12 protein-coding genes and 3 pseudogenes are annotated in these 18574 nt (G+C 44.9%); 6 read left to right on the top strand and 9 right to left on the bottom strand.

The annotated features are described in order from the left end of the window. Positions 1-463 precede the first annotated feature (463 nt). From NXS07_RS15530 to NXS07_RS15510, 5 genes are read left to right on the top strand one after another with little or no spacing between them, the layout of a single operon-like run. Positions 464-1549, top strand: a complete 1086-nt coding sequence (locus tag NXS07_RS15530) for a DNA cytosine methyltransferase (protein ID WP_258087098.1) — start codon at positions 464-466, stop codon at positions 1547-1549. 9 nt (positions 1550-1558) lie between these two features. Then, the gene (locus tag NXS07_RS15525) at positions 1559-4357 is read left to right on the top strand and encodes a hypothetical protein (protein ID WP_258087097.1); all 2799 of its coding nucleotides are present in this window, start codon (positions 1559-1561) and stop codon (positions 4355-4357) included. A 1-nt stretch (position 4358) separates the two neighbouring features. Continuing rightward, complete coding sequence (locus NXS07_RS15520; protein WP_258087096.1) at positions 4359-7148, top strand: kinetochore protein; 2790 nt, start codon at positions 4359-4361, stop codon at positions 7146-7148. 14 nt (positions 7149-7162) lie between these two features. Further along, positions 7163-13105, top strand: coding sequence for a DEAD/DEAH box helicase (locus tag NXS07_RS15515; RefSeq protein ID WP_258087095.1), 5943 nt, complete (start codon positions 7163-7165; stop codon positions 13103-13105). 7 nt (positions 13106-13112) lie between these two features. Continuing rightward, on the top strand, positions 13113-14261 hold the full coding sequence (locus tag NXS07_RS15510) for a PD-(D/E)XK nuclease family protein (RefSeq protein WP_258087094.1): 1149 nt from the start codon (positions 13113-13115) through the stop codon (positions 14259-14261). A 443-nt stretch (positions 14262-14704) separates the two neighbouring features. Here NXS07_RS15510 and NXS07_RS15505 read toward each other — a convergent pair. From NXS07_RS15505 to NXS07_RS15465, 9 genes and pseudogenes are all read right to left on the bottom strand, one after another. Then, positions 14705-15728 (bottom strand): annotated as a pseudogene (locus NXS07_RS15505) (tyrosine-type recombinase/integrase). A gap of 2 nt (positions 15729-15730) precedes the next feature. After that, complete coding sequence (locus NXS07_RS15500; RefSeq protein WP_258087093.1) at positions 15731-15943, bottom strand: DUF4224 domain-containing protein; 213 nt, start codon at positions 15941-15943, stop codon at positions 15731-15733. Further along, positions 15912-16103 (bottom strand): hypothetical protein, encoded by a 192-nt coding sequence (locus tag NXS07_RS15495; protein ID WP_038204340.1) that lies wholly within the window; start codon positions 16101-16103, stop codon positions 15912-15914. The genes NXS07_RS15500 and NXS07_RS15495 overlap by 32 nt, the downstream gene beginning before the upstream one ends. A gap of 66 nt (positions 16104-16169) precedes the next feature. Beyond that, complete coding sequence (locus NXS07_RS15490) at positions 16170-16361, bottom strand: hypothetical protein (RefSeq protein ID WP_258087092.1); 192 nt, start codon at positions 16359-16361, stop codon at positions 16170-16172. Beyond that, a complete protein-coding gene (locus NXS07_RS15485; protein ID WP_258087091.1) occupies positions 16354-16980 on the bottom strand; it encodes an HNH endonuclease signature motif containing protein in 627 nt (208 codons plus the stop codon). The genes NXS07_RS15490 and NXS07_RS15485 overlap by 8 nt, the downstream gene beginning before the upstream one ends. After that, positions 16977-17576, bottom strand: a complete 600-nt coding sequence (locus tag NXS07_RS15480) for an HNH endonuclease signature motif containing protein (RefSeq protein WP_258087090.1) — start codon at positions 17574-17576, stop codon at positions 16977-16979. The genes NXS07_RS15485 and NXS07_RS15480 overlap by 4 nt, the downstream gene beginning before the upstream one ends. Continuing rightward, positions 17576-17803, bottom strand: a complete 228-nt coding sequence (locus NXS07_RS15475) for a hypothetical protein (RefSeq protein ID WP_046336776.1) — start codon at positions 17801-17803, stop codon at positions 17576-17578. Before NXS07_RS15475 ends, NXS07_RS15480 begins: the two co-directional genes overlap by 1 nt. A gap of 13 nt (positions 17804-17816) precedes the next feature. After that, entirely contained in the window at positions 17817-17996 is a 180-nt protein-coding gene (locus tag NXS07_RS15470; RefSeq protein WP_258087089.1) for a hypothetical protein, read from the bottom strand. A 51-nt stretch (positions 17997-18047) separates the two neighbouring features. After that, positions 18048-18308 (bottom strand): annotated as a pseudogene (locus NXS07_RS15465) (siphovirus Gp157 family protein); the annotation flags it as partial. Between the two features lie 64 nt (positions 18309-18372). Here NXS07_RS15465 and NXS07_RS15460 point away from each other — a divergent pair. Beyond that, positions 18373-18574, top strand: a pseudogene (locus NXS07_RS15460) (IS6 family transposase); the annotation flags it as partial.

Below are 18574 nucleotides of genomic sequence, written 5' to 3'. Positions count from 1 at the left end.
ATCGGTAGCTAAGACCCATTGATCATAAGTACATCGTACTTAGACCAAAAGGTGATCAAGGGTTTTTACACAGTCTGTGCCAGAAGCGGAAGTTCATATCTGAATGATTTGTTTTATAAATCAAACTGTTACCAGTTAACAGGTTTAGATTACACATCATCTCTACAGCACAAACAATCGCAGAAGCTATGGTCATGGTGCGATCGCTGAACAAGATGACGCGAGCAGGTATGCTAGGAAGTCTGCGTATAGTCTGAGCAACTCCTGTTGCAGTGACGATGACTTAGAATTTGATTTGTTTGGCAAGGCCTTGAAATGGTTCAAGCTGCATTTATTCGCCGGGTGGGAGAAAGCGTCGCCATTCTAGAGAGGCTGATGTATAATCTTCCTTTATGATTTTATGGATAAATTAGTCATCCATTTGAATGTTGGTTCTGGTATAGATGATAGTCAGTGTGGATATATGAACAATGTTTTTGAAAGAGACAATGATAATATCCGGGTACTTTCATTGTTCTCAGGTTGTGGCGGTATGGATTTTGGGATTAAATCTGCTGGTGGGGATGTTATCTTTGCCAATGATATTGTTGAAAATGCTTGTACAACGCTGAGAAAATATTTTCCTGATACTGATATCAAGCATTGTGACATTTCTCAGATTCAGTTTTTTCCGAATGTTGATATTGTTGTAGGTGGTTATCCTTGCCAGTCTTTCTCAATGGCAGGTAATAGAAAACCCGACAGCGATGACAGAACGAATCTTTATAAACAATTTTTACGCGTATTAAACATTGTACGGCCCAAATATTTTGTTGCTGAGAATGTTTCTGGGTTAAAGCATCTTGGGGCTGGTAGTTTTCTTGAGAAACAACTTACCGTATATAAGGCGGCTGGATATCAGGTTAGTTATCATATGGTGAACGCAAGGGGTTATGGCGTACCTCAATCGCGCAACCGTCTGTTTATTATTGGTGTTAGAAACGATCTGGGACAGCGCTTTGAATTTCCTGCTGAAACACATGGCAAAGCGACCCGAAATAGCCCCTATTTAAAACCCTATACTTCACATGGTGAGGCTATTCGTGATTTACCATTATGGCCTGAGGGGGAGTTTTATGAACGACCGCACGATCCTGAAGGCCATTTCTCATGGTATTTCATGTCCCGAAATCGTAAGGCACAATGGGACAGTCCTGCTTATACCGTCGTCGCAAACTGGCGTCATGTAACGTTGCATCCGGCAAGCCCTGTAATGAAACTAACGTGGTCTAATCTGAAAGATGGCTGGAAACAGCGCTGGGATTTTTCTGATGAGTACGAACATTTAGTTGCCGATGCTTCCCGTCCTAAGCTGGAGCAGGCAAGGCGGTTATCCTGGAGGGAATGTGCACGGATACAAACTTTTCCACATGATTTTGAGCCTGTAGGGGATGTTGAGGCAAAATTTACTCAAATTGGTAATGCAGTACCTCCACTACTGGCTGAGGTACTATTTCGCCATTTGTTTTCTGGTGCCGGTTTGAGGAATACGTTAATTAACGATAATTAGGTGGTGGGTATGGAGGATTCTTTCCCTGTTTCTTTAGAAGAGTGGAACGTAGCGCTTGTAAAGTCCTTGTTTTTAAAATCTTCCCATGCTGGCTTAACGTTGAGCAGAATAGATACGACAGGGCGTATTTTTGAACAACTGGCAGGTTCCCGCACTAAAGAGGATGCCAAGCAAAGTTTTTTGGATGCGTTCGGAAAGGATGCATCCCGAATTCAGAAATATCTTTATGGTGAATCACAACTCGATATTTTAGCGAAAAATAAAGGGTATCCTACTTGCTTTGCTATTTTATATTTAACACTTCTCGCAGCCAGTGCTGATGATGACACGCATGAAGAAGGCGATTTTCGTGTTCGATTTTCTGTACTTTTGGGGTTTGATAAGGGTAAGAAATTTAATTTTAAAAAGTTACCAAAATTATGGGAAAGGATAGAAAAATGGAGCTATGAAAAACAAAATTGTTCTCGTTTTATTTTACCTGTACCCTCGAAAAATGAACCGTTGATCGGATATTCAAAAAGAATTGCTTTTCCATCCTATAAGGATGAGGTTTTTCTACGAAATATATTGTTTGATAATAAATTTGACCATCATTTAACCTTTGATTCAGTCAATAAAGTAGTACACCAATGTATATCTCGTTTTGGTGAGGTTTTTAAGAAAGAATTTTTTGAGTTTAGATCATTGCTTGCAAAAGCTGATATGCAGAAGGCTTATTACTCCCCTTTTTGGGGAGCAGTTCGTGATATCGCAACATACATTGAAAAAGAGCAGGTTAAGGAAAACGGTAAATACTGTATTCAACTTGACTCTAGTGATCCAGAGTATCCAGAAATATATTTGCTTATGGATGATATAGCAGTGGCTACATCAGGAATTAGTTCTTATCATCCGTTACTTAATAATATTGATGATTACAATAATATTTATTATGAAGGTAGTTTAAATATTACTATGAATGCTCTGGTTTCTTTATTAAAAAGCCGAGGGAAAAACTTCCTTAATTCTCGAGTTGGAGCAGCATTGCTATCCGGATGTTTGCCACTTTTTCGTGATAGCTTCGGCTATATTAGTTCTGATGGAGAATATTATGATAATTCTCCTCTTTACTTAATACTTCACCATGAATATGCAAATAGTATTTGTTCAGTATTAAAGAATACTATTGAAATAGCACAAAAAATAGACATTAAATCAGAAAAATGGGCGATGATCTTTTTCAATAAAGTCAGCAGACAATCTTTGGATAAGATCGCAAGTTTGTTACCTGCTGAGGCTAGTCGATTTTTGATACAGGGATGGAGACCAGCCAAACCTTACATGACCGATATGGCACGCTTTGGACAGGCTGTATTGCTTAACCCGGCCAGTACGCCGCTCATTCATATGGATGGAGCGATAGGCGGAAGTTATATTATCAGTAATTCTAATGGTGATGAGTTAATCAGCGGCTCATTAGTTCAGGCTTCCAAAGGATTATTCATTCCATCGGAAAAGTTAATAGAAATATCCGGCCAGACCTTTTGTCGTTATGAACTTACATTGGTAAGCTCAAATACACCTGTCATTTTTGATGTCCATGTTTTAGATCATGCACCTTATGCTGGTTATCGTGAGATTACAGAGCCACAATATTGGCTGACGGATGGCCCGTTAGGAACATTAATACCATTAGATGATTCGTCAACAATTGATCCGGTAAAACAGGAAAAAATGACGCCATTAAGTGGTTCTCAGCCGCTATGGCAGTCTGAAAATAATCTTCTGACAAAATGTGAACATGCTGAATTACACGATATCCCGGCAGTATTTGACTGGCTAGCCGAAGCTCTGGCCTTGCGTTTTCAGCGTCGCAATACGTTGCCCTTTAGTGAATTAAAACGACATATTGAACTGGTATCGCAGGCAACGAGTATCCCGGCATGGAAATTACGGCGAACGCTCTTTGCTACCGGGTGGTTACGTATGGTGCAACGACGACATGCTCCGTATCCAGTTTTATCGTTAGCAAAAAGAACCATTTCTGTTGATGCTACCGAACAAGGAGCTATTGCCCGAGTTATGGGCATGTTTACAAGAAGTGAACGTAATTACCTACAAGAGGCGCTCCAGCCCAGAGAATTTATTAGACGTTGGTTAATTGCAGATAACTCCCTTTCAATTGGCTGTATTGAACTGCACTTATCGGATACAGAGCGAGCCCATGATTTTATTGAAAAGTTTGAGTTGCATTTAATTAATCGGGATGATTTTCCCATAAATCCATTAAGTGGTGTGTTGCAACCTTTATCTCAAATGCAGCGTATTTCAATTTTACCATCAGACGTCTACATATCACTCTGGCAAACTGAGAAACATCAATGGTCAGAGGAACGTCCAGTAAACATAGCAGATGATTGTATTTTAATGCGTTGTAGAGAAAAACAGCGTTATCGTTATTATATTCGACAACGCTCTAACTACTGGCAGACTGACAGTTTTGCATGGGCGTTAATGGCTCATATTATGTATTCAGAAGGAAAATTTGGCATACGAAATGGTGACAGTGACTGGAACTGGTCGACAAAAATCATTGCATTACCTCCCTCTGTTATACAGTGGTGGATACATATTGCTGGTGGATGTTTATCAATTACCGATGATGGTAGCTTTTTATTTGCAGGTGGCAAAAAACCACTCTGGAATCATATGTCGACAGAACCATTTTTCTATCAAGCAATTGCCAGAAGGAATAGAGCATTAGCGATGCGCAAGGTGGCAAATCTTTATAGCGATTTCATTGAATCAGGCGGTGAGGAGAACGATTAGAATGATCAAAAAACAACATATCATCAGCAACCGACTGAGCCAGATGTACTATTTTGGTGTAGGACCTTACGAATTAAGAAAATGCCTGCAAGAATGTAAAATAAAACTCATCATGGCGGGGGCAAAGGCGGATAATTTACCGCAAGGACAGGAGAGAACTTTGCAGTTTTTACGGAAATTGCCGCCTAAAGCTAAGCTCATTGTGTCCGATTGGCTTCATGAACATCTTGAATTTTCTGAATTTCGTGAGCCTGGAAATGTTCTGGGCGAGTTGCTGGATATTATAGAGTGTAATTCTAAAAATACTTCGCTTTGCAATACGTTGTGGCGTGAGGTTTTAGGGTTTTATGTTTCTTCTGATTGTCCTGAAATCATTACACAGTTTCTTAATGGTGAAGAAATTGAATTATCTCAAGATGATGTTTTGGTTCCAGAATCACTGGGAATTAACGTTACTGAAGAAGACATTGAACAATGTCTGTCAATTAGTCGGGGAAATGAAATCCCTGCAAATGAGCGAATTATACCATTGTTTGTTGGTGGACTCATTGATGTTTTTAAAGGGGCAGGAGCAACAGATAGCATCTGGCGGAAGAAATTATCGGAACATTCGCTACCACTGGCGCAAAAATTAGGCAATCTTGTTACCCAGTTTGAAACTAATTATTACCTGCAGGATGCGAGCTATATTGTCGTAAAGCAAGCTACTCCTGTTGTACTCAGTGAAATAACCGATACGAAGGATGAGATTGTCTTTATTGGGAAAGTTTCGGCCTTGTTATCTTCAGGCGCTTTTTTTGTTACGCCTATTAGCCTGTTGAACAATAGTGACTTGCAAGATATCTCGGGGGTTCAGGCAAAAGTTCTTTTCCCTCACAATGGTGAAGCTGTTGGTTTTTTAAACTCTTTCAGCAAACACGTTACTCGGGGCGAAATGGCAATCTGGAAAGCCAGATACCAGCCGTCTGATAAGTCCGCGCAATACATCATTACCGACTATCTGTCGCGTGTCTATCCAGTAGTAGAATTACCTCATCCGTCCAGTGAACCCGATGCGGTCAGAGATTGGCTACTAACCTGTTATCAGCCGCAAAACGATACGCCAGTCGTTTTTCAGCTAAGTGATGGATTATCTCTGAGGCTTCCGGGAGATTTCCCCGATCCCAAAAAATATGATTTTGATATGCCGCTGGAAAGTTATTGGCAGGTCCGTCAGACTGTACTCGGTTCTCATGCTCTCAGGGTGGTCACTGAACTTCCTCTGGTGAGTGAAAAATATGATTGCGCCGAAGCCAGCACGTGGATTAAACGCTTGCTTAAACGTACTGATTCAGCAAAGCACTTTCCTGAATTTAGTAAAGCGCAGCTACAAAACCTAGCCCACTTTATTGCTGAATATGAGTCTGACAATGAGAAATCCTATCTTCGTGCAGTATCTCATCTGGAACAGATTGCTGATACGAGATCTTTTCTTAATGATACGACCCAACAGTTACTGGCTTTACCTGAGGTAGAGGCGCAGATTAATGGAAAGAAACAGGAGATATTGGCTCGTTACGAAAGTGAACATAATCACATTAAACAATCAATAGCGATATTATCTGAGAAGAAAATACAGCTTGAAAATGAAATAGCTGATCAGAGAAAAAAGCTGAAAAAAGAAACTGAACGCATTAATAAGGCACTACGTCAGCAAGAAAATGAACTGGATCAACGTATCAAAAAGACATTCGAAGCAGCGTCACAGGCCGGAATTGAAACGCTGGCTCAAACCGCGTTGCTGAGGGCGATAATCAAAAATGAAACGGCACAAGAGCAACCGGTACAACAAATTTTAAAATCAGAGCCTGTAGCTAAATCAGTAAATTCTGGTTTCTCATTAATAGTGACTAACGATCTGACTCGTCAACATCAGCTATTGTTGGCTATTGAGAAACAGGCACTAGCGACGGGATTAAGTGAATCCTTGTTATCGAGCCTGATTGCCACTGCGAATATCACACCTATCGTCGGATTGATGGGAAGACAGACAAAACAGACCATCGCCTCGTTAGCAGGTCTTTTAGCCGGTAGCGTTTGGGGGGAAGTGTCAGTACACAGTGATCATTTTAGCTTCAGTGATTTAATGAACTCTCCCGCTCTAGTCCGATCCCCTGACGATACTCACACCATGACTCTTGGGGATTTTTTGACTCAGCAGCAAGCTGCAGGGCTGGCAAGCGTTGTCGAGTTGCGCGGTTTTAACCGCACTCCGCCCGAAACACTACTTCCTGAACTTCGTGAATGTTTATTTAGAACTCCCAGCTCTGCCGCATGCAGTTGGACGGATCGGAGTCAGACTTTACAGCATCTACCCATTAGGTATCCGATACTGTTTGTACTGACATTCACCACTGGGAAAAGCACGTTTCCGTTACAGGCTCCTCTTGCCCACCAGTTACCAATTTTTCTGGCAGAGAATATATGGTCGGATGAGCTGCTATCCGAAAAAAATACAGGCGTCACGGCTTCTCGTATTATTCCAGAATTATGGCAAGCAATGTATGCGGATAGCCATCAGTCAGAACTTCAGGCTTGCGAGCCATGGGAACCGCTAAAAACAGCTCTGCTCCCTTTCCTTTCTGATGAAAAAGCACAAGCTGTTGCCCGCCTGGCCTACGGTGTCGGACGTCGTACAGAACAAGATATTGCAACTATGTCTGCTTCTCTTGCGCCGGAATTAGTACCTTATATTCAGGAAATTACCACCGGCGAATCTGCGAGCGTACTTGAGCACCTCTTCCAGTTATAAGCAAAGGAATAATAATGAATAATCCACTGGAAACATTTGAATCAATAAGAGATTTTTATATTACTTACCTTGAAACGGCCTTCCGTATCGGCTCATCAGATATCCAGTCCGAACGGCGAGCATTGCTGGAGCAGCAGGGGACATTGTGCGCCGATCTTTTTCTTGAACCGATACCCAGGTATCAGCACCGAGGTTTGACTATCGGAGAATTACGCAATGATTCTCATGGCCAAACATGGTTGCCGGGATTTAGTGTGCAACAAAGAGCGGCATTCATTGACCTATGTCTGAGTGGGCTTCTGCCTCGTGATAAAACCGATCCGACTAAGGGGCGTTTTAATCTTTATACCCATCAGTTGGACATGTTGAAAAGAGGTATACAGTCAGGAAAACCCGGCATCGTCACCTCCGGGACCGGTTCAGGTAAGACAGAATCATTCCTGCTGCCAGTTCTGGCGCAGATCGCAAAAGAAGCAACTAGCTGGCCGCAAAGTCCGGCACTAAAGCACTGGCAGCCGTGGTGGCATGAGGCATCGGGTAAGTATCCCACCTTTATGCGCGGTCATGAGGCTGTCGAACGCCCTAAAGCGGTACGTGCGCTGATTCTCTATCCGATGAATGCCTTAGTAGAAGATCAACTGGTACGTATGCGACGAGCGCTGGATTCCAGTGAGGCTCACGATGTCATGGATAAGCATTTCGGCGGCAACCGAATTTTCTTTGGCCGCTATACCAGCGCAACTAAAGTTACTGGCTGGCTTGAACATCCCAGACTCAGTAAAGAAGAAAAAGAGAAAAAGCGCGTAGCAAAAAAAATCACTGAGCTACGTGAGTATCTGCAATTAGCGGAAGAGACCCATCAGGAGGCAGTACGGCAAGAGCAGCGGGGTAAGGATAAAGAATTATCGTTTAATTTCCCCAGAACCGCCGGCGGCGAGGTTCTTAGCCGCTGGGAAATGCAAAAAACACCGCCGGATATTCTGATCACTAACACCAGCATGCTCTCAACTATGCTGGTTCGCGAGATAGACGATCCTATTTTTGAGCAAACCCGACAATGGATTGAGAGCGACCCTGATGCCTATTTTTATCTTATCCTTGATGAACTTCATCTACAGAGAGGAACCGCAGGTACCGAAGTCAGCTATTTGCTTAAGCATCTGATCAATCGGCTGGGACTGGATCAGGAAAAACACCTTCATAAATTGCGCATTCTGGCCTCTAGCGCTTCTTTACCTGTTGAAGGCTCTGAAGGTGAACAAAGTATCGAATATTTATGGGGGATGTTTGGTCAACGGGGATTGCCTTCCGGTGCCTCCGCCAGTGACTGGAGAGAATGTATTGTCAATGGCGATACCCTTCCTCCGGGCAGTATGTCTCTTTTTCAGGGCAACCTACAGCCGTTTTATCACGCAGTGCTTCAGTTACAGGAAGCACCGTTTACGTCATTACAACACTGGCAAGATGTCGCCCTTAGCATGGGAGTGCCATCCAATGAGTCATCGGTAGAAAAACTGGCGCTGCGTGTTGTCTTACAGGCGGCAAACCTGCTTGAAAGTGGCTGTTACACGGAAGATCATTCCCCGAGAGCCACATCAATCAAAACGCTTAGTTCACGCATATTTGGCTCTCAGCCCCATAGTGAAAAGGCGCTCAGGGCATTAATCTGGTTACGGTCGACTGAAGGGGACTGGCAGCAATTGTTTTCGCATCCCTTCCCAGATGATATAGCCGCACCACGTTTCCGTGCTCATGCTTTTTTGCGTGCTCTGGAAGGGCTATATGTAGCGCCATTACCGGCCTCCAGCTCTGCATCTCCGCAGGAAATCAATTATCGCTATTTTGGCGATCTTACCGTAGAGTCCGGCTTACGTTACGGCAAAGATAAGGCATCGCGGCGCGTAGAATTACTGTATTGTGAATGTTGCGCCACCCTCTTTTTGGGAGGAAAACCCTCGATCTTTTCTGGTCCAGAAAGTCGAATTGAACTTCTACCTAACGACCCGGATACGGGACAACTGCCGGAGCACGCAAAATCGGTCATGGTTGAACGTCGGTCTGCTGAAGAATATGCACTATTTATGCCCGTCGTCGAACGCTTCTGGCCGAAAGGAGAAGAGGCACTGGATCACGACGACGCTTTCGGTACTTGGGTGAAAGCCAGTTACGATCCATTTACCGCCACCATTCAACATCCTGTATCGCTATTAAAACCTTTGTCAGAAAGCCATATCGGGGGCTGGTTCTATTACGTCAAACCCGGTGAATTTACTTCCCCAGAAAGAAGCCAGTCATCCAGCCAGTCTCCGGGTACTGCATTTCCTTTCCAGTGTCCCGCATGTGGTACATCCTACAAATACGGTAAAGGAAAACTCTCCCCAATTCGTAGTTTTCGCGTGGGTTTTGCGAAAACTACACAGTTGCTGGCTAGCTCACTGATGGCAGAACTACAACGTTCAGGCAATCGTGAGCAACTGGTTACGTTTTCGGATAGTCGTCAGGATGCGGCCAAAACTGCGCTCGATCTGGAATCGGGTCATCATGACGATGTTCGACGGGAAATTGTTATACATTCACTACAGTCAATTGCGGCCGAAAAACCGTCCCATAACCAACTAAAAGTACGCTTAGCCGAAATAGAGGACCGGAACAAAACGCTGATTAACCTCAACGTAAGGTCGGATGAGGAAGATGATGAACTGGATCAACTCGCTGATGAACGAAAGAAAATCAGGGGATTATTATCAAAACCTGAAGCAGACAGCATACCTCTGCGTAACATCCTTGAACCAGAATCACCGGATGCAGGTCAATCTCTAGGTTTTCTATTAAGAGCGCAAGTGGATGCAGGGATTCATCCCTCTGACCGTACAGGGATTACACCTGTTCCCGATCCTGAAAAACATGATGAAGGAACACTGACTTTTGCATGGCAACAACTATTTGAAAAGAACACTCAGGGAGAATGGTGCTGGAAGGCTCTCTCAGCCTATGAAGACAATCTGCTGGTGGCACGGCAGGAGATCTCACGCGATCTGAAACGACTGGTAGGGGAAAGCGTATTTAGTAAAACCTACTTCGCTCTGGAAGAGTCTGGCTGGGGTTATCCCTGCCTCCCCATTATGGGAAACGACACACGGGAACATCTGGCAACCTATGACGCTATGTTTCGTGTGCTGGCAGATGCGTATCGGGTTACGCCCTCACAATACACCACAAAGGAAACACGCTGGGGTTCAGCGGGTGATGTGTGTCCTAGGAATCGCCTGTACCGCTTTGCGCAGGCAATATGTCAACGCTCGGGAGGCGAGCCCTTACCTTTGATTGATAAATTCCTCCAGCGCCTAGAGCAGGCAGGTCATCAGGGCGGCATTATTGACATTGGCAAAGTTCATTTTCGGCTGGTGGAGCATGCGGATCGAGTCTGGCGCTGTTCCCGTTGTGGGCGTATACACTTACATATCGGAGCGGGAATTTGTACTCGCTGTTACGCGCCCTTGCCAGAAACATCTTGCAGCGATGCAAAAACTTTACAAATGCAGCATTATCTCGGTAAACGTCTCTCGCATTCTTCAGGTATTCACCGGATGCGCTCAGAGGAATTGACCGGAATGACTGAAAATCCGGCGGCAAGGCTGCGTCGGTTTAAAGGTATTCTAATTGCTGATGACGACGATATTTTGCCAGAAGGGATGAAAGATTTTGCTCCCGATCCCGGCCTCGACAGAGCTGCCCGCGTGGTCGATGTGCTTTCCGTAACCACCACCATGGAAGTGGGAGTGGATATCGGTGATTTACGTGCTGTTTTTCAGGCCAACATGCCTCCGCAGCGTTTTAATTATCAACAGCGTGTCGGACGTGCTGGGCGACGTGGACAAGCGTTTTCATTCGTATTAACCGCTTGTCGCAGCAAGAGTCACGACCTGTTTTACTTCCGTTACCCGGAAAAAATTACCGGCGATCTTCCTCCGCCACCTTTTCTGACCACAAAACTGGAAATGATCTGCCAGAGACTGGTACGAAAAGTTTGGCTGGTGGCGGCATTCAAATGGCTAAGGCAGCAAACGGAAGAAGCAAATCATTTATGGCCGGTTGACTACAACTCGCACAATCCTGATAACCACGGTGAGTTTTTCCCGGTTCACTGGCTGAAAGAAAACCAAACGGATTGGCTGCCAAAAATTCAACAGGCAGTTGAAGCAACGATAATGGCGCGTGATGAATTCGCTTACGTCTGCACGCAGCAGGATAACACTTTTTTCCAGAAAATTATTCGGCCGCTGACATCGGAGCATCTGATTCAGGATATTAACGCCGTACTGAACGACAGTGCGATGGAGGCAAAGGGGTTGGCGGAAGCACTGGCTGAACACGGTAAATTCCCGATGTATGGCATGCCAACTCGATCTCGACTTTTGCTGACAAGGCCTGTCAGCACTGGCGAAAAGGAAATTGAATTTGCCAGCATGGATCGCGATCTGGATATTGCAATACAGGAGTTCGCCCCCGGAAAAATTCTGGTGCAGGATAAACGACGCTACTTTACCGCGGGTTATAGCGGAATGCTTAAGCAAAGCAGAAAAAATCTGCAATCATTTTATTCGAATGCCTGCGATCCGGGTGAGTCCAGAACAATGACTGCCTGTCCCGTGTGTAACGTCTGGGCTACCGCAAACTCTCTGGCTACTGAATGTACTATTTGCGGTGCTGTCATGAATGAGGCTGAACGCTATCAATGCTATGTTCCCCATGGATTTATTACCACACTGGAACCAAAATCAGCCAAAGAGGATTTTGATCAGACCCTGACGATGGCCAGTCGTGTATCGATCGCAGAAGCCTATACTTTTTCTGCAGTGCCAGAGCCTGATTTTAATGTGGCGATACAGCTTCAATCACAGACATGTCTGCACCGCCTGAATCGGGGAATTTACACCGATAAAACATGGAGCGGTTTCAACGCAACACAGGGGAGTTTATTAGTCCCTTTCAGAAAAAAAGGTAATTACCAGCCGCTTTGGGCGAATCAGGTTTGGGTGGATAGTCAAATCATTGAGGCAGATTCTTCAGTTAAAAAGCGTTTTACTGGTCAGGGAGAAAACCGAAACACATTTTATCTTGCTGCACCTAAAGTGACTGATTTACTGGCACTGATGGTTGCCCAAACCCCGCCGGGCCTTCGATTACAGAATTCCAAGCTGACTCCGGCATTCAGGGCCGCAGCGCTCTCGGCGTCCTTTATCATTGTTAACTATGCGTCAAAAGAACTGCTGGATATTGATCCTGAAGAAATCGAAGTTCTGGAACCCCGCGTTCAGGTGCTTAAGGACGGTAAGTCTGTACCGGTTCTGCAAATGGCCGATCGTCTGGTTAATGGATCAGGATTATGTGAGCGACTACAGCAGAAGGGGGCATCCGGTTCTCTCATTATTCTTGAAATCATGAGGGATATTCTGAATAACAAAACAGCCTATCCGCTAGCAGAGTTTCTGCAATTAGATCACCGTGAACACTGTTTTCAGGGGTGTTATCACTGTTTGCACAGATATGGAAACCAGACGTATCACGGATTACTGGACTGGCGTCTGGGGCTGGATGTCATTCAACTTCTTTTGGATCAAACTTATAACGCCGGGCTGAACGGTGATTTTACCTCTCCGGGTGTGGCTGACTGGCCGGAAAATGCCCGACGATTAGCCGAAGATGCCGCCTCGCTATATAACAACAGCGAGGTGAAAATGGTGGGTAACATTCCTCTGATTGGCATAGGGTTCCAACATTGGGCTGCCGTACTACACCCGTTTTGGGATCACGATGCAGTCTTTGATGCAAACCCGGAGCTTGAGGAATTTTCATATGACGCCAATATAGAAATAACAAATACTTTCGAACTATCCCGCCGCATGGGAGCCGAAATGTCTAGGCTACGGATGCAAGCCTTATCCGATCAGGGATGATGAAGTCATGAATGACATTCTACTGGCTCGCACGCGTCCTGCTGTTCCTTCTCTGTTGGGGAACTTTACGATCTGCCCTGCGAGATATTTGCTAGAGAGTGAATCCCACACGTTCGAGCGTTTACCCCTGCATCCGGGCGTTATTCTCGGTCATGTCGTACATCAGTTGGCTAACTCAGTGCAACACAGGACAGCGATGACGGGTGGTTACTCCATTAGGCACCTAGAAAACAATTTTGCTGCCACACTGGCTGCCACTCGACGTATCGGGCCAGTGACAGACTGGATATATAAACATCACGGTATTACCGGACTGGTGTCGCGCAAAACGCTTGTTACACAAATACGCTATACCAGAACGCTTATACCGCCCATTGCTAGAAGCGTGATGCCTGAGCGAGAGAAAACGCTGCCAGTAGGACGGGAAATCAAATTAACCAGTTGCCAATTTGATATGCAGGGACGCGCTGACCTTATTTATCAGGATGCCTCCAACCTGTTGAAAATATTTGATTTTAAAACCGGTAACGTGACAGATGAACAAAATCAACCAAAAGAAGCCTACCTATTACAGATTGCTGCTTATGGTATGATGGTAAAAGAGCTGGTACCAGAGATGAGTATCGGACTAGTATTGACAGGGGTATCGGATAGCTGGACGGGAATGCTGGATAAACACCTGACGGAATGGGCGACCAGTATTATCGAAAACCTTAATGAACTTTTGCAGCGTAATATTCCCCTTTCGGTATATGGACTGGCTCGCCCCGGTATGCATTGCTCCGGCTGTTCCAGTCGCTGTTCATGTCCTGTTTACGTTGAAAAGTTACGTGAGCAGATGCAGTTATTCTGTGTTGATCGGCAGTATGGCGGGAGAGATATTTACGGACATTTACTTGAAGTGGAGAGTGAAAGCAATCTCCTTACACTAAAAGTCCTGTTAGAGGATGGCTCTGTTGTGAAAGTATTTCGTATGCCCGCCAGTGCTATCCATGAACCGACGAAAATAACGGGGAAAAAGATCGCGTTGTACGGATTAAAAACCTTTAACGAGTTGTCAGCAGGGCGCTTCCCCCGAAACTTTTATGTTATTGACGTTCAGGATACTAGAAGATCGGCGTTTCAATTTTATTGTCAGTGCGAGGAAATCAATTAATGTCTGCCCTAAGTAGCTGATCCTAATATCGCTATATTTTTGCCAGACCATGCCAACCTCCGTGGGTGGGTTTACGGTTTCCATAAAGTGATGCTTTTTACTCATTAACACCCGTTGCTTTATTGGTTTCATTGGTCAGCTTACCACGTTGTCGTGGCTATCCTCCAGTTCATCTAGCAGGATAAATATCCTGCTGAATTATATAGATAGGTAAAATTACAAGCAAAAAATTCTAGGGGCATTAACAGGGGCATAAAATAAATAAGTAAAAATAAGTTAAATATATTCAATATGTTATATTTGTTTACTAGTCCCGCCCTGGCACCATATAAAAACTTGCTTTAGTATCAGCGGGTTAGCGTTAAGAAAGAGCCACCTTTGGGTGGCTTTTTTGTTTGATGAAAATCACATTCCTAATATATTCCTAATATCTTTGCCTAATATCATTGTGTGTTTTGCCCGCCAACAACCGGAACTACTTCAATTTTTCTGTCGTATCTTGCCGTCTGGGTAATATTTCTATGACCCGAAGTCATCTGCTTCTCTGCCAGTGTGCCGTCCAGATCTGAAATCCCTTTTGCCTTTAAATCATGAAACGTAAAGTTAAAGTCCAACTCTGGGAAAGTGTCTTTCGCTATATCTTTCGCTTTTTTCCAGCGGCTGTTAAAGCCGTCACGGGTATATTTATGGCCCGTGGCCTGACAAATCACATACATGCTGGCAATGCCGGGATCGGTCACTAAGGTGCCACTTATTTTCACTGCATCTTCTAAACGCTTTGTCCACGCCTTAATTTGCTGTTTTCCGGTTTTACCCTGGCGAATAAAGATCCCGTTCTCCATTAACTGTGAGCGGGTGAGTGACAGCACGTCGGCCTGTCGTGCGCAACATAAATAAGCCAGCTCCATTGCCATTTTAACAATGGCAGGGGAAACAGAATAAAGTGCGGTATATTCTGCATCGGTGATATACCGTTCCCGTGCCTTCTCCTTGTATTGCTTCACACCCGTACACGGATTGCCTTTGACCATTCCACGCTCATACCCCCATTTGTAGACACGGGAAAAAAAGGTTTTTTCGCGGTTGGCCTGCGTTCTGCTCTTCAGGCCGCGTTTGTCCATGTATTTTCTGACGTGCTCAGGTTTCACATTGTCCGGTGACATTTTTCCGAAGACCGGTGTCAGCTTGTTGGCATATTTTCGGTAGTCTTTTTTGGTCTCCATCGCCAGATCTTGAAAGGTGGCGGAGGCCAGGAATTGTTTGATTAACTCTGATACCGTGTTTTCCTCCCGTGACATGTCACAAATAATTTTTTCATATTCCGCCCAGATGACTGAAAGTGGTGCATCCAGAGGGCAGAGGGAAACAGATCCCCCCTCTGGCCGGATGAAATTCATATTTGGTTTTTCCCCGATAGACCCGTTTGGGTAACTTCGCATCGGCGGGATTTTTCCTTGTTCTGGCCATAATTACACCTTCTCGAAGTCTGGCTCTTCGGTCGGTTTACGAGTGGCAATCATGGGATGGTTAAAATGCTGCCAGGTCGTTCTGGGTTTATTATCGGGTCGCGTGATAAAGAAAATGCCATGTCTGGCCAGTACTTCGCACTGTCTGGAAGGTATTTTATAGCCGGTCAATTCTGCCATCTCCTCATCGGTGATAATGTCGCATGGGTTTTTCATGGTCTTGCCTCATCATCGATAGAATGATCAGATCAGCGGTGTTGCAGGCACGGGCAATATCCCCCTGATTGCAGGGCGTGTTTTTGACACTGGCCGCCAATCGTCCCAGTTTGATATCGAAGTTAGTTAATAGCTGTTGTCCGGGTTGCCAGGGTTGCATGATGGTTCTCCGTTGGGTGGATTGACCATCATGCTATTCATTACGTAGCCGAATTTCTGATTAGGCTTAATCAGTTTTACGGGCGAAGGATAGACTGTAGGCCTCAGTCTTTTGATTGTGGCCAACCGGCTTAATTTTTATCTCGACCGGAAAATCGTAAGATATTGTGCAGCGGCGGTCGGTCACGATTAGGCCGTTCGTGCCATCGGGCAGGGTGAGCCTGACGGCTTGGTGACGACGGTGCTGATGTTTAAGCATGGGTCTTGCCTCTTTTTGGTCGTTGGTCATTTGTGGTTTTAGTTGCGATAGCGTGTTTTATTTTTGCCAAATTGATGAGCACGGGTTTAAATTCTGTTGCTGTTCCTTTCAGTTTCCTGTTGGTATTATTGACTATCGTATGCTCTGCACGGGTAATCAATATCAGATTATCAATATCACAGTTCAACCGGTTGCAGTCTTTAAACGTAATGACACTGTTTTCAGGGCGTTTACCGTGATGTTTTTCCCAAATCAGATAGTGCTTGGGTTTCCATATGCCAGGATCGGAAAGCTTGACATCCACATAGCCATGACCATTGATGCGCTCAGTGCCAACGGGTTGTTTATTCCAGGTCAGATGTCCTTTTTTAAACGAGCCAAGAGAGGTTTTCAATACTCCCTGGGTTCCTGCATGAACGGGTTTATCTCCCTTTTGCCATTTAGCTGATTGTCTGGTGCGCAAACCTAAACTTTTACGCAGGTCGCTAATATTCTCCCTGCTTCGGTTCGTATTAAAGTGGTCATTAAACGCGTCCGTGAGTTCATGGCGCGTCAATTTATAATGTTCTTTCATCCATTGTTTCATTTCATCTGAATATGAAAATCGTGCTTTCTTCATTTTTGCCCCTCTGACGCCAATTTTATCCTGCTTGCCACCGCTATTTTTATCCGTGCCAGATTAATGGCGGTCGGTTTATGTTCTACGGATACGGCGTGATAGTAATTGTTTATAACGCCATGCTCCTTGTGAGTGAGCATCAGTAAGTTATCAATCTGGCAATTTTGGGTGTTACCATCTTTAAAGGTCAGGATAGTGGCCTTGGGTCGTTTGCCATGATGTTTTTCCCAAATGACGTGGTGCTTTGGCCGCCAAATATTGGGTTCGGCCACTTTGAGTTCGGTATAACCGTAAACATTGACCCGTTCTGCTCCCACATCGCGTTTATTCCATGCGGCCTGATCTTTTTTAAATGAACCTGCATTGGGTTTGGATAACCCTTTAGTCCCGGCATTAAAAGGGCGGTGTCCTTTGTAAAACTGGCCACTACGGCCAGCACGTAATCCCAGTCTTTTTCTGAAGCCATTAATGGCTTCATTTGAACGGTTGACAGCAAAATGCTGATTAAAACGCGCCGTGAGTTCGCCTAATGGTCGCAGGTAGTTGGCTTTCATCCAGCTTTCCATTTCAGCGGTATACTCAAATCGCTGGATCATTATCTTCCCTCCAGATATTTAGGCGCGGACTTGATTTCCTGATTACCCAGTGCCTTCTGAACATCAAAAGCCAGTTTCCCGTTGCCGATGATTTGGGTGGCCACACCCGAAGTGGCTTTTGCACGACGAATTTCGGTCTCTAACTGTTCACCGGAAAGATCTTCGTCAGACAACCGCTCTAACTGAGCAAAAAGATGGTTATTCAAATCTTCAAGGGTATTTTTCATGATGTTTCCCCGCTTAATGCACTTGGCCGTGAGGGATGCCTGATTCCAGTACGCCCTTCAACGTATTTTTTAATTTCTCCAGCTCAATTTTTTCCTTTGGGGCTGGATCCGCAGATAAATCGGATGACCATGTCACTTCAAACCGGTTGATTTCTTCGTTATAAAAGAGAATGATTTCTAACTTTGCAGCCATTATGTCCTCCTCAATGCCCGGCGTACCGGACACGGTTTGATTAACGGTTTGTTAGCGAACCTGTAAACTTCTTTCCCCAATTTCGATATGCGCACCCGGAACGGTTTCACCGCGTTCGATAGCGTCCTTTATCGCTTTCTTGTCCGGGGCGATAAGGGTTTGAACGTCCACCAGCTCATCGGGCAGCAACATTTCGTTATCGATAATGATCTTGGCTACACCCGGGCGCACACTAAAGGTATTTTTAGTGGTCTTAAGGCTATTCAGATCAGCCTTCAGCAAACAATCCAGCGCATATTTCTTGAGGTGTTTGGCGGTTCTGTCGCATTAACGGAACTTCAGGTAAACTTCCCGGTTTTTGCGCGAGTTCCAAACGATGCCCCTGAGCCGAAACGCCTTTAAACGTCTCCATTATCCCGTCGATATCATTGCTCAATGTGTCCGTTGGTATTTGGCCTACGCCCTGAGTTTGCGTAACTTAGAGGAAATGATGGCTGAACGGGGGATTGCCGTTGATCATTCTCCCCTTTCCCGTTGGGTTCATCGTCGGGTTCCGTTGCTTGTGAAACGTTATCGGC

Origin of the sequence: Xenorhabdus bovienii, from assembly GCF_024721015.1 — a bacterium.
GTDB classification, from domain to species: domain Bacteria; phylum Pseudomonadota; class Gammaproteobacteria; order Enterobacterales; family Enterobacteriaceae; genus Xenorhabdus; species Xenorhabdus bovienii.
The sequence above is the reverse complement of the archived record's forward strand: the minus strand, read 5'-3'. Positions and strand labels throughout refer to the sequence as shown.